The sequence below is a fragment of the Nitratireductor aquibiodomus NL21 = JCM 21793 genome (assembly GCF_000615975.1).
Classification (GTDB): domain Bacteria; phylum Pseudomonadota; class Alphaproteobacteria; order Rhizobiales; family Rhizobiaceae; genus Nitratireductor; species Nitratireductor aquibiodomus.
This window is the reverse complement of the sequence record NZ_BAMP01000108.1, coordinates 1-12,823: the sequence shown is the minus strand read 5'-3', so window position 1 is coordinate 12,823 and position 12,823 is coordinate 1. Positions and strand designations below refer to the sequence as shown.

The following is a 12,823-nucleotide window of genomic DNA, read 5'->3' as shown; positions in this document are numbered from 1 at the left end:
CGTCGGACCGCACCCGCCAGGCGCTGTTCAACATTTTGAGCACCGCCATGCCGGCCGGCTGGAAAACGCGCGCGTGCTCGATCTCTTCGCCGGCACGGGCGCGCTCGGGCTCGAGGCGCTTTCGCGCGGTTCTGCGTTTGCGCTCTTCATCGAGGAGGCGGCTGCCGCCCGCGCGCTGATCCGCACCAATGTGGAGAATTTCGGTCTTCAGGGGCGCGCCAAGATTTTCCGCCGCGATGCGACGCGGATCGGCGAGGTGGGAACGATACAGCCTTTTGATGTCGTTCTGGCCGACCCGCCCTATGGCAAGGGCTTTGGCGAAAAGGCGCTCGCTGCCGCGCTGGCCGGTGGCTGGCTTGCACCCGGCGCGCTGGTCATGGTCGAGGAAGCAGCAGGCTCACCGTTCCAGCCGCCGGAAGGTTTTCGGCTCATTGAACGGCGTGAATACGGTACCTCCTGCGCAACCTTTGCCGAGCGCGCCTGAGTTTCGTCACTTTTGCGCCGATAGCTTTGCCTTGTCATGAGCCGTGGCATTGTGCGCGGGTGCACCACAAACCGTACAGGGCTTGTCCATGAGAAATTCCATCGCGAATGTCGCTCTGAGCGCGGCGTTCGCCTTCATCGTTGCAGTCGCAGCGCCGTCAATAGCCACCGCGCAGGAAGCCGAGGATGACACTGCCGTTTCCAGCTTCACTTTAGAAAACGGCCTTGACGTTGTCGTTATCCCGGATCACCGGGCGCCTGTTGCCACGCACATGCTCTGGTACAAGGTGGGCAGCGCCGATGAGGAGCCGGGAAAATCGGGCATCGCCCATTTCTTTGAGCACCTGATGTTCAAGGGCACGAGCACCTATCCATCGGGCGAGTTCTCTGCGGCAATTGCAGCGGTGGGCGGCAGCGAGAACGCTTTCACCTCCTATGACTTCACGGCCTATTACCAGCAGATCGCACCGTCCGAACTGCCGGACATGATGCGTTTCGAGGCCGACCGGATGCGCAATCTGGTGCTTTCGGAAGAGAACATCGAGACCGAGCGCCAGGTGGTGCTTGAGGAGCGGCGCCAGCGTACCGACAATGTGCCATCCTCCATTCTCTCGGAGGAGCTCAATGCCACGCTCTACCAGAATCACCCCTATGGCATTCCAGTCATTGGCTGGCAGCAGGAGATCGAGGGGCTTACGCACGACGACCTCAAGAGCTTCTACGACCGGTTTTACACGCCCAACAATGCCGTTCTGGTGGTTGCCGGCGACGTAAACGCCGATGCGGTGCGCGCGATGGCCGAAGAGACCTACGGCAAGATCGCCCGCGGACCCGATCTGCCGCCACGCGGCCGCCCGATGGAGCCTGACCAGAAGACCACGCGGGATGTCACGTTCCGCGATCCGCGCGTCACCGTGCCCAACCTGTCGATCAACTGGTATGTGCCGTCCGCGCGCAGGGCCGAGAAGGGTGAATTCGAGGCGCTCGCCATCCTTTCCGAGGTTCTGGGCGAGGGGCTGCGCAGCCGGCTCTACCAGGATCTCGTCGTCAAGCAGGGGATCGCGTCCAGCGCCGGCAGCTATCTGCAGGGTGCGGCGTATGATTATTCCGCCCTCGTCGTTTACGGCGAGCCGCGCGGCGGTGCCGATCTTGAAACGGTCGAGGCCGCGCTTGTGGCCCAGATCGACAAAATCAGGAACGAAGGCATTACCCCGGAGGAACTGGAGACCGCGCGCACAAAAATCCTGCGTGACCAGATTTTTATGCGCGACAGCCAGGTGCGCAGTGCCAACCTTTTCGGCGCCGTCCTGGCGACAGGCGGCAAGGTCGAGGACATAACCGGCCTCCCGGAGCGGCTTGAAGCTGTGACCGTTGAGGCCGTTCAGGCCGCCGCCAGACGCTATCTCGACATGGATCATGCCGTGAAGGGCTACCTCCTTCCGCAAGAAGGGGACCGCTCGTGAGACAGAGACTGAATTTTCATCCAGGTGTTTTTATGCGCAGTTTCCTCAACGCCGGGGCGCTGCTCGCCCTGATCCTCGTCGTCGTGCCCGCAAAGGCGGCGGTGCAGATAAAGGATGTGACCTCGCAGAAAGGCATCGAAGCCTGGCTGGTCGAGGATCATTCACTGCCGATCATCACCTTCCAGTTCTCCTTCAAGGGTGGTTCCGCGCAGGACCCGGAAGGCAAGGAAGGCATCGCCAATCTCATGACCGGCCTGTTCGACGAAGGCGCTGGCGATCTCGATTCCGATGCGTTTCAGCTGAAGCTGGAGGAACTGGGCGCGGAGATGTCGTTTCGCACCAATTCCGACGAGATATCCGGTCAGGTGCGGATGCTTGCCGAAAACAGCGACGAGGTTCTCGACCTGGTGCGGCTTGCCATCACCAGCCCGCGCTTCGATGCCGATCCGGTCGAGCGTATCCGCAGCCAGATTGCCGTCGGCATCCGCTCGGACGAACGCGATCCGCGCAAGCAGGGTTTTCTAAAACTCTCCGAGGCGCTCTATGGTGATCATCCTTATGCCCATCCCGACGAGGGCACGCTTGAAAGCCTGGCCAGCATTTCACCGGAAGACCTGAAGGCTTTCCATGCTCGCGTTTTTGCCCGCTCGAACCTGACCATCGGTGTTGTGGGCGCGATCGATGCCGGGCGTCTTGCCGGTGTTCTCGACGAGGTGTTCGGCGGTCTGCCGGAGGAGGCCGGGCTTCAGCCCGTCGCCGACATCGCGCCGAAGCTCGGCCAGGAAATCCGCGTCGAATACCCCCTGCCGCAGGCCACGCTTCAGCTCGTCTATCCCGGCGTGGAGCGTGATGATCCGGAGTTCTTCTCCGCCTATCTGTTCAACCAGATACTCGGCGGCGGCGTGTTTTCCTCGCGTCTTTTCAACGAGGTGCGCGAGAAGCGCGGCCTTGCCTATGGCGCGTCGTCCTATCTTCACAGCCGCGACCATGCCCAGTCGCTCGCCATCCAGACGGCCACCAGCGCCGAACGGGCCGGTGAAACGCTTTCGGTCATCGAGGATGTGATCGCCGGCCTGCGCGACGAGGGCCCGACGGAGCAGGAACTGGAAGCGGCCAAGACCTACGTCATCGGCTCCTATGCGATCAACAATCTGGATTCCTCCACCGCCATCGCCCGCACGCTGGTCGGGCTGCAGCAGGACGATCTGGGGATTGATTATCTGGAGCGCCGCGCCGATCTTATCAACGCCGTCACGCTGGACGATGTGAAGGAAGCCGCAAAGCGTATTCTTTCACAGGAACCGGCACTGCTGGTGGTCGGCCCTGCAGAGCAGGCCCAGAACGGAGGCTGACGGATGGAAACGGCGTTGGCGAACGACGTGACGAAAGGCAGGGCGCCAGCCGGCGGACCAAGCTTCGCGCTTGCGCTCGGCGGTGGTGGCGCGCGCGGCCTGTCGCACATCCATATCATCGAAACGCTCGATGAGCTGGGCATCACGCCGACCGTCATCGCCGGCTCCTCCATCGGTGCGCTCATGGGCGCGGGCTTTGCCGCCGGCATCAGCGGCAAGGACATCCACGCCCATGCGCGCGCCATTCTGGGCAGCCGCACCGAGGTCGCCAGCCGCCTGTGGAAAGCGCGGCCCGGAAATTTCGCCGAAATGATGGAAGGCGGCTTTCGCGTTGGCCAGTTCAACGCGGAACGCATCATCAGCGCATTCCTGCCGGCGGGTGTGCCGCGGACCTTCGAAGAACTGAAAATTCCGCTGCGTGTCACCGCCACCGACTATTTCCGACACGAGCTAGCGGTGCTTGAAAGCGGAGCCCTTGCGGAAGCGCTCGCCGCGTCGGCGGCGATCCCGGCTGTGTTTCGTCCTGTGGAGCGGGGCGGGCGCACTTTGATCGACGGCGGAATCTACAACCCCGTGCCTTTCGACCTGGTCGAGGGGCGTGCCGACATCCTGATTGCCGTCGACGTCGTGGGCGCACCGAACGACACGGGCGGCAAGCCCCCCACGTCGATCGAGCTCATGTTCGGTGCAAGCCAGTTGATGATGCAGTCGATCATCGCCATGAAGCTGGAACACGGGCGCCCGGATATTCTCATTCGCCCGGCCGTTTCGCGCTTTCGCGTGCTCGATTTCATGAAAATCGACGCGATTCTCGCCGAAACCGAAGCGATTCGCGAAGAACTGAAACGTGCCATCGACGCTGCCGTCGCCGATTTCGAAAAAGCCCGCGCGTAATTTCAGATAGAGCGGTTCACCGTTTCACGGAAACGCCGCTCTGCACTATCTGTCTGTTTCTCCGCATTTGTGCGGACGTCAGGTGATTCCACCTGACTGCAAAATGCCCTAGCCAACGGGTTCTTCGTCCTGATCGATCCGCTGGCTTTCGCGCTTCGGCTTGATCAGCGGTTCGGGCGTGACCGGACGCACGCGCATCTTGTCGTTTCCGGCATAAATGCCTTCGACGGACTGGATCGCCAGCCGCTCCTCGTCGCGTCGGCGCACATCCTCGACGATTTCGCTGGCGATCTCTTCGCTGGTCCCCAGCGCCTGCAGGGTCCTGCCGCCGAAAATGAGGCTGATTCCACGGTTTCGCGTATCTCATACTCCACGTCGCGGTCGCGCAGCGAGAGCGTGTGGGCCCGGTCGTAGGAGCGTACGTAGAGCCGCACATGCGGGTACTCGTCGCGGATCAGGTTGACGATCTGATCCGTCGCGGTTGCGCCATTGGTGCAGACAGCCACGATCTTCGTATTGCGGATGCCCGCTGCTTCCAGCACTTCCATGCGCCGGCCGTCGCCGAAATAGATGCGAAACCCGAAACGCTCGGCAGCCCGCACCCGGTCGGCTGAATGATCGATGATGGTCACCTCGGTTCCGCCCGAAAGCAGCACCTGCGAAACCATCTGCCCGAAACGGGAAAAGCCGATCATCATCACATCGGCACCCGCACCCTCGAAATCCTCGTCCATCTCTTCTGCCGGTTCCGTGCGGATGAGCATTTCGCCAAGCCGCACGGAAAGCGGCGTCAGCGCCATGGAAACGGTGACGATGGCGATCAGCAGGGATGCAGTGGACTGCGGGAAGATGAAAGCCGAGGCGGCGGCCGTGAACAGCACGAAACCGAACTCACCGCCCTGTGGCAGCAGGGCTGCAACGCGAACGGCGCCGTTGTGCTCACAGCCGAAGACACGGCTGATGCCATAAAGAATAACGGCCTTCACCAGCATCAGGATGGGCACGGCGATCAGGATCGACAGCCAGTTTTCCAGCACGATGCGCAGGTCTAGCGAAAGGCCGATGGCCATGAAGAACAGGCCAAGAAGAATGCCGCGAAAGGGTTCGATGTCGGCTTCCAGCTCATGCCGGAAAGAGGATTCTGCGAGCAGGACACCGGCGATGAATGCCCCCAGCGCCATCGAGAGCCCGGCCATCTGCATCACCGTTGCGGAGCCGAGCACCACCAGAAGCGCTGCGGCGATCATCACTTCCTTCGCACCGGTGTTGGCAATGACGCGAAAGAGCGGATTGAGCAGATAGCGCCCGGCAACAATCAGCGCGATAACGCTGGCAATGGCGAGCGCAAACCGTTCAAGGCTGATGGCTTCAGCCCCCTCGCCACCGGGCGAAAGCAGCGGAACCAGTGCCAGGAGAGGGGCGATTGCGAGATCCTGAAACAGCAGGATGGAGAAGGATGTCTGCCCATACCGGCTGTTGAGCGCGCCCTGCGATTCCAGCGTTTGTACCGAGAATGCGGTGGATGACAGGGCAAGACCGAAGCCGACAACGAAAGCGGGGCCATAGGAAAGATCCGTCAGAAGCAGCGTGATCATGGCGAGGACGACACCGGTCGCGGCCACCTGGATCAGCCCCATGCCGAATATGCTGCGCCGCATCGCCCAAAGGCGCGCCGGTTTCAGCTCCAGACCGATGATGAACAGCAGCAGCACCACGCCGAGCTCCGCCACGTGGAGCAGTTCTTCTCCGTCCGATATGAGCAGGAGAACCGGGCCGATGGCGATGCCTGCAGCGAGGTAGCCGAGGATCGTGCCAAGACCGATGCGGGCGAACAGGGGCGCGGCGATCACTGCACCGCCCAGGAGCAGCAGAGGTTCGTAGTAGAGCGGGGCAGCAGCAGCTTCGACGGCCATCGGGTCTCCAGCGTATCTCGGGGCGTATCCGGGGAATCTCAGCTTACCATTGCACATGTGCGCTGCGAATCATAAATGGAACAGACCGGTGTTTCCCATGCGCGACCAATTTCCAGCCAGGACTACGATGACAGATCAGAATGAAAAGCAGCAACTGACCGATCGGGTCGTTGCCCTTGTGCAGGCTGCGAAGAAGGCTGGTGCCGATGCGTCCGATGCGGTGGTGGTGCGCGCGCGCTCAAGAAGCGTGTCGGTCCGGCTAGGCAAAGTGGAAGGCACGGAAGCGTCCGAAAGCGATGACATGTCTTTGCGCGTGTTCGTTGGCAGGCGGGTCGCCAGCGTCTCGGCCCCTGCGAATGCCGATCCGGCCCCGCTGGCCGAACGCGCCGTCGCGATGGCGAAGCTTCGCCGGAGGACCCGTATCAGGGGCTGGCCGAGCCGGATATGCTCGCGCACGCTACTACCGATCTCGATCTCTTTGATGCAACCGAGGTCTCCGCCGAGCGCCTCAAGGAGGATGCGCTCGCCGCCGAGGCTGCGGCGCTCGATGTGTCCGGGGTTACCAATTCATCGGGCAGTGGAGCGAATGCAGGCTCGGGCGGCCTGGTGCTTGCGACATCGGAAGGGTTTATCGGTGCCTATGAAGCGACCCGCTTTTCCCGGTCCGTAAGCGTTCTGGCCGGTGAAGGTACCGGAATGGAACGTGATTACGATTTCTCCTCGCGCCTGCATTTTCTCGATCTGGATGCGCCCGAAGAGATCGGTCGCAGCGCCGGTGAACGGGCCGTCCGGCGGCTCAACCCCCGCAAGGTCGACACCGGCCGCTACCCGGTCGTCTACGACCCGCGCGTGGCGCGCGGGATTGCCGGTCACCTGGCCTCGGCGATCAATGGCGCATCGGTTGCGCGCAAATCGAGCTTCCTGCGCGACATGATGGGGAAAAAGGTTGCGGCTGCCGGCATAACGGTGACGGACGATCCCCAGCGCAGGCGGGGCCCTTCCTCACGGCCTTTCGATGGCGAGGGCGTTGCCGGCCAACGGCTTGTCATGATCGAGGACGGTTTCCTGAAACACTGGTTTCTGTCGACCTCCGTCGCCCGTCAGCTCGGTCTTTCGGGCACCAATGGACGAGGGACGCGCGGCGCCTCGTCTGTCAATCCGTCCTCCACCAATCTGGCACTCGAACCCGGCACGCAAACGCCGGAAGCGCTGATCAAGGGTATCAGCTCGGGCTTCTATGTCACCGAAGTGTTCGGTCAGGGCGTAAATCTCGTGACCGGTGAATACAGCCGCGGTGCGGCGGGTTTCTGGATCGAGAATGGCGAGATCACTTATCCTGTTTCGGAAGTGACCATCGCCTCGAACCTGAAGGATATGTTCCTCAACATGACACCGGCCAGTGACATCGACCGCAATTTTGGAACGGCCGCTCCGACCCTGCTTGTGGAAGGCATGACGCTTGCCGGAAAGTGAACCGCAGAAGGCGGCACCTGAAGCCGATCTCGAATTGATCGCGGATGTGGCGCGCGAGGCGGGAGCCATCGCGCTCAAATACTTCCGTCGTGATCCCGAGGTCTGGTGGAAAGGCGGTGTTTCGCCGGTCAGCGAGGCTGACTATGCGGTCGACCGCTTTTTGAGGAAAGAACTCCTTGCAGCACGCCCCGATTATGGTTGGCTGTCGGAAGAAACGGCACTGGCAGATCAGGAACTGGCCCGTGAGCGGGTGTTTGTCGTCGATCCCATAGATGGAACACGCGCGTTTATTGCCGGGCGGCCTATCTGGTGTGTCAGCATCGGTGTGGTGCATCGCGGAGAGAGCATTGTGGGCGTTCTCGAATGCCCGGAGCTTTCTGAAACCTATCATGCATTGAGGGGCGGAGGCGCATTCCGCAACGGGGAGCGCCTGGCGGTAAAACCGGAAGGCGATGCGTTTGTTGTTGCCGGTCCCAAGGCGATGGTTTCTGAATTGCCTGCTGATATTCTGCAGAAAACCAGGGCCTACGGCTATGTTCCGTCACTTGCCTACCGCATCGCCATGGTCGCAAGCGGGGCGCTTGACGCCACTTTCGTCAAACCGAATTCGCATGACTGGGATCTGGCGGCCGCCGACGTGATCCTCCGCGAGGCGGGAGGCGTGATCAGGGACGCCCGTGGAAACACGCCCTCCTATGCGGGCCCCGACCCGAAGAAGGGTGCGCTGGCTGCCGGCAGTGGCGCGCTCCTGCAGGCCATGACGCAAACGCTCTCAATCGGTGAATGATCGGGTTTGCGGTTCCAAAATCGCAGGAATTACTCTACACGGGCGGTTAGCGATTTGCTTATTGCCATATTCGTCTGCAAATGGGCTCGAACATGTCCGAGAAAAAAGAGAACTCCCAGCTTCTGCATCTGGTCTTCGGCGGCGAATTGACGTCGCTGACCGGCGTGACATTCCGCGATCTCGACGAGGTCGATATCGTCGGGATCTATCCGGATTACAAATCCGCGGAAAAGGCGTGGCGCGCCAAGGCGCAGGAGACCGTTGACAACGCGCATATGCGTTATTTCATCGTTCACCTTCACCGCCTGCTGGACCCTGCGTCCGATGAGACCCGGGGATAGCCCCTGGGGATAGCAAGGAACTGCATATGGAAAACAAGGCGAGTGCGCCTTCCCCTGCCATGACCGCCAATCGGAAGAAGACCGGCCCCCGCCCTTTGAAGGAGCTATGGCGTCGTATTCGCAAGCCGCTGGCGAAGTCGCGCTTTGTGAAACAGGCGCTGGCAACGCTCATGGCGGGTGCCATTCGTCTGATCGACCGCACCAATCCGCGTGTCGAGGGATCGCACGACCTGCAGGCGGCAATCGACGCCCATTCGCCGGCAATTGCCGCTCTCTGGCACGGCCAGCACATTCTGGGGCCCGCCATCAATCCTCGCCGGCACAAGATCGTGGCCATGTTTTCCCGCAGCGCCGATGCGGAACTGAACGCGCTCGTGGCGGAAAAACTTGGTTTTGAAACCGTTCGCGGCTCCGGTGGCCGCAAGGGGGAGCGCGACGTTCGCAAAGGCGGTGCGAAGGCGCTGATCATGCTGAAAAAGACCATCGATCGTGGCTGCAATGTTGCGATGATCGCCGACATTCCGCATGGCACGCCGCGCGAGGCCGGACTTGGCATTGTCACTCTGGCGCGCATTTCCGGCCGCCCCATCGTTCCTGTTGCCATTGCCACCAGCCGCCGCAAGGTGCTGGAGCGCACCTGGGACAAGACCACCATCAACCTGCCCTTTGGCCGAAGCGCGGTCATCCTGGGCGAACCCATCTATGTCACGTCCGATGCGGACGAGGCGACAATGGAAGAGAAGCGTCGTGAGGTTACCAACTCGCTCAATGAGGCGACGCGGCAGGCCTACTCCCTGGTCGACGGTCAGTGAACCATGAGTGAACGCTGGGCGCGCGCCATCCTCACAACCTATCGCTGGGTGGGTGCAGCAGCCTTCCCCATGATTGGTGGCTACATCGTCTGGCGTGCCGGAAAGGGCAAGGAGGACCGCGTCCGCCGGCACGAGCGCTACGGACGCGCCGGCCATCCGCGCCCGGACGGTCCGTTGATCTGGATGCATGCGGCCAGCGTTGGCGAGACCATGGCCGTGATCGGCCTGATCGAGCATCTACTCGGCTATGGGATCAACATTGTTCTGACCACCGGAACCGTGACCTCTGCCCAGGTGGCAGAAGAACGCCTTGGCGAGGGCGTGATCCATCAATATGTGCCGCTCGACCTGAAGCCGGCTGTCAGCCGGTTCCTCAATCACTGGCGGCCGGATCTGGCCATCATGGCCGAGTCTGAGATCTGGCCGATGACCATTCTCGAGCTCGGTGCGCGGCGGGTGCCGCAGGTGCTCGTCAACGGCCGGCTTTCCGACCGTTCCTTCGAGCGCTGGAAGAAGAGGGCCTATCTGGCCGAGGCGCTTTTCGAGAACCTTGCCCATGTGGTGGCGCAGTCCGAGGTGGACGGCGAGCGCTTCCGCACACTGGGGGCGAGACCGGTCACCGTTTCGGGCAATCTCAAGGTCGACACCCACGCACCGCCGGTGGAGAAGGAAGCGCTGGCCACGCTTGAAGAGCAGATTGGCGACCGGGAAACCTGGCTGCCGTCTCCACCCATGAGGGCGAAGAGACGATTGCCGCCGATGTGCATGAGAAGCTGAAGTCCCGTCACCCGGACCTTTTGACGATCATCGTACCGCGTCATCCCGAAAGGGCGGATGCTCTGGAAGAAGAGTTCACCGCCCGCGGCCTCAAGGTGGCGCGGCGCAGCCGTAACGATACGGTCCTTGCGGAGACGGACATTCTGCTTGGCGATACGATTGGCGAGATGGGACTTTATCTTCGATTGACTGAAGTGGCCTTTGTCGGGCGCTCGCTGGTGCAGTCGGGCGGGCAGAACCCGATCGAGCCGGCTCGTCTGGGCACGGCGGTGCTTTCAGGCTGCAATGTGCAGAATTTCCGCGATGCCTATCGCCGGTTGATCGACGCCGGCGGGGCGCGGCTGGTGCGCGACGGCGAGATGCTGGCCGGTGGCGTGAACTTCCTTCTCAACAATTACTCGGCGCGCCGCACCATGATCAAGGCGGGGCGCGCTGCAGTCGACGATATGTCTGGCGCGCTGAACCGCACACTGCAGGCGCTCGACCCGTATATCCATCCGCTGATCGTCAAGAGCAGGCTCGAGGGCGACGAGGGGCATGGCTAGCGAGGCACCTCCATTCTGGTGGGAGGCGGCGGACTGGCGGGCCTGGAGCCTTTCGCCGCTGTCCGCGCTCTATGGTCTCGTGGCCGGATACCGGATGGCCTCGGCCAAACGCGCCAAAGTGGACGTGCCGGTTCTGTGTGTCGGTAATTTCACCGTCGGCGGCGAGGGCAAGACGCCGGTTTCCATAGCGCTCGCAAAACAGGCGAAGAAGCTTGGTCGGAAACCGGGATTTCTCACCCGCGGGCATGGTGGCTCGATGGCGACGGCGCATCTGGTGGATGCGAAGAAAGACCTCTCACGCCATGTGGGCGACGAACCCCTGCTTCTGGCGCGGCATGCGCCGACGCTGGTCGCCCCCGACCGCCTGACCGGTGCGCGCGAGCTGATCGGCATCGGCTGCGACTTCATCATCATGGACGATGGCTTCCAGAGCGCGCGGCTTCACATGGATTATGCGGTGATGGTGGTGGATGCGCGGCGCGGGCTGGGCAATGGCCATGTCATTCCCGGCGGCCCCTTGAGAGCGCGGCTGATCGACCAGTTGCGCCATGCGGATGCGATCCTCACCATGGGCGCGGGAAACGCGGCCGATCTGGTGGTGCGCAAGGCTTCGCGGGCGGGGCGACCGGTGTTTCAGGCTGGCCTCAAGGCGCGCGGCGTGCGCGCGATCAAGGGCGGGCGGTTTCTCGCCTTCGCCGGGATCGGCAACCCGAAGAAGTTCTTCGACAGCGTCACGGGCGCCGGCGGCGCGGTGGTGGAGGGGAAGAGCTTTCCCGATCATCACCCCTACGATGATGACGATGCGCGCGATCTGATTGCGGCGGCGGAGAAGGGTGAGCTTCAGCTCATCACCACCGAGAAGGATCTCGTGCGGCTTAGAGGCGGGAGCGAGGCGCTTTCCGCGCTGGCCGACCACTGCCGTGTGCTGCAGGTGGAAGCGGCGTTCGATGCGCCCGACATGCCGGTGACCATCATCGAGAGCACGATAGAGGCCTGGCGCGTGCGCATGCTCAAATAGATCAGCGGCGCTTCCTGAGTTCGGGATGCACGTCCAGCTCGCGGGCGAGCGAGGTGTCGGCGTTCACATAGGCTTCCTGCCGCGCAACGCTCCAGTATTTCAGATCGTCGAGCTGGATCGGCTGTTCGGTCACGGCGCAGCGCACGAAGGCGCCGGGCGTCATCACCTGAAAATCGCCATCCAGATAGCGAATGCGCGCCTCGCGGGCGCCGGGTCCTTCAAAACGGTTCATCGGTAAAACCTCTCATCGGGGTTCCTTGCGCCATATTTCGAGGCTAAGGTCAAGCGCATCGCCTCACCGCCGCCCGAACAGCCGCTCGATATCGGTCAGCTTCAACTCGATATAGGTCGGGCGGCCATGATTGCATGTGCCGGAGCCGGGCGTCGCCTCCATCTGGCGCAAGAGCGCGTTCATCTCTTCGGCCCTGAGCCGCCGGCCAGATCGCACCGAGCCATGGCAGGCCATGGTGGCGGCGATGTGTCGATCCGCTCCTTCAGCGTATCGGCGGTGTCGTTTTCGGCAATCTCGTCGGCGAGATCGCGCACCAGCTGCGACACATCCACCTTGCCCAGCATGGAAGGCGTTTCGCGCACGGCGATGGCGCCGGGGCCGAACCGCTCCAGCCCCAGCCCGAAACGGGCGAGGAAGTCCGCATGGGCGGACAGCCGGTCGGCATCCTCTTCCGGCATGTCGACGATCTCCGGCAAAAGCAGCATCTGCGCGGGGAGGGGGCGGGCATGCAGCGCCTCTTTCAACGCCTCATAGACAAGGCGCTCATGGGCGGCGTGCTGGTCGACAATGACGAGCGAATCCTCCGTCTGCGCGACGATGTAATTTTCATGCACCTGCGCCCGCGCGGCCCCCAGCGGCGCGCGCATCAATTCGGGTGCCGCCTCCGCTTCGCCGGCACGCGCATCGGCGGAAAGGGCAGCCCCCACATCGAACGCCGCCTGGCCGGGCTCGG

General features: G+C 62.6%; 8 protein-coding genes and 5 pseudogenes. 10 read left to right on the top strand and 3 right to left on the bottom strand.

All coding sequences use genetic code 11. From position 1 onward, the window contains the following. From JCM21793_RS27335 to JCM21793_RS20380, 4 genes and pseudogenes are all read left to right on the top strand, one after another. Positions 1-484, top strand: a pseudogene (locus JCM21793_RS27335) (RsmD family RNA methyltransferase); the annotation flags it as partial. 88 nt (positions 485-572) lie between these two features. Next, positions 573-1,946 (top strand): M16 family metallopeptidase, encoded by a 1,374-nt coding sequence (locus JCM21793_RS20390; RefSeq protein ID WP_025031546.1) that lies wholly within the window; start codon positions 573-575, stop codon positions 1,944-1,946. After that, entirely contained in the window at positions 1,943-3,298 is a 1,356-nt protein-coding gene (locus JCM21793_RS20385; protein ID WP_081784783.1) for a M16 family metallopeptidase, read from the top strand. Before JCM21793_RS20390 ends, JCM21793_RS20385 begins: the two co-directional genes overlap by 4 nt. A gap of 3 nt (positions 3,299-3,301) precedes the next feature. Beyond that, a complete protein-coding gene (locus JCM21793_RS20380; protein ID WP_025031544.1) occupies positions 3,302-4,192 on the top strand; it encodes a patatin-like phospholipase family protein in 891 nt (296 codons plus the stop codon). Positions 4,193-4,300: 108 nt separating this feature from the next. On the opposite strand, the pseudogene JCM21793_RS27330 reads toward JCM21793_RS20380, so the two are convergent. After that, a pseudogene (locus JCM21793_RS27330) lies at positions 4,301-6,105 on the bottom strand (monovalent cation:proton antiporter-2 (CPA2) family protein). A 127-nt stretch (positions 6,106-6,232) separates the two neighbouring features. On the opposite strand from JCM21793_RS27330, the pseudogene JCM21793_RS27325 reads away from it, so the two are divergent. The 6 genes and pseudogenes from JCM21793_RS27325 (at position 6,233) to lpxK (ending at position 11,858) form a co-directional block, all read left to right on the top strand. Next, a pseudogene (locus tag JCM21793_RS27325) lies at positions 6,233-7,578 on the top strand (TldD/PmbA family protein). Then, positions 7,565-8,365, top strand: coding sequence for a 3'(2'),5'-bisphosphate nucleotidase CysQ (locus JCM21793_RS20365; RefSeq protein WP_007010078.1), 801 nt, complete (start codon positions 7,565-7,567; stop codon positions 8,363-8,365). The pseudogene JCM21793_RS27325 and the gene JCM21793_RS20365 overlap by 14 nt, the downstream one beginning before the upstream one ends. Before the next feature lie 92 nt (positions 8,366-8,457). Then, the gene (locus JCM21793_RS20360) at positions 8,458-8,706 is read left to right on the top strand and encodes a DUF4170 domain-containing protein (protein ID WP_007010079.1); all 249 of its coding nucleotides are present in this window, start codon (positions 8,458-8,460) and stop codon (positions 8,704-8,706) included. A 26-nt stretch (positions 8,707-8,732) separates the two neighbouring features. Continuing rightward, positions 8,733-9,518 carry a lysophospholipid acyltransferase family protein gene (locus JCM21793_RS20355; RefSeq protein WP_007010080.1) on the top strand — a complete coding sequence of 262 codons (786 nt, stop codon included), beginning with the start codon at positions 8,733-8,735 and terminating at the stop codon, positions 9,516-9,518. A 3-nt stretch (positions 9,519-9,521) separates the two neighbouring features. Continuing rightward, positions 9,522-10,840: pseudogene (gene waaA, locus JCM21793_RS27320) on the top strand (lipid IV(A) 3-deoxy-D-manno-octulosonic acid transferase). Further along, positions 10,833-11,858, top strand: coding sequence for a tetraacyldisaccharide 4'-kinase (gene lpxK / locus JCM21793_RS20345; RefSeq protein ID WP_025031543.1), 1,026 nt, complete (start codon positions 10,833-10,835; stop codon positions 11,856-11,858). The pseudogene waaA and the gene lpxK overlap by 8 nt, the downstream one beginning before the upstream one ends. A gap of 1 nt (position 11,859) precedes the next feature. On the opposite strand, the gene JCM21793_RS20340 is transcribed toward lpxK, so the two are convergent. Both JCM21793_RS20340 and JCM21793_RS27315 read right to left on the bottom strand, forming a co-directional pair. Then, positions 11,860-12,090, bottom strand: coding sequence for a DUF2093 domain-containing protein (locus JCM21793_RS20340; protein ID WP_025031542.1), 231 nt, complete (start codon positions 12,088-12,090; stop codon positions 11,860-11,862). A 63-nt stretch (positions 12,091-12,153) separates the two neighbouring features. Then, positions 12,154-12,823, bottom strand: a pseudogene (locus JCM21793_RS27315) (DNA mismatch repair endonuclease MutL); the annotation flags it as partial.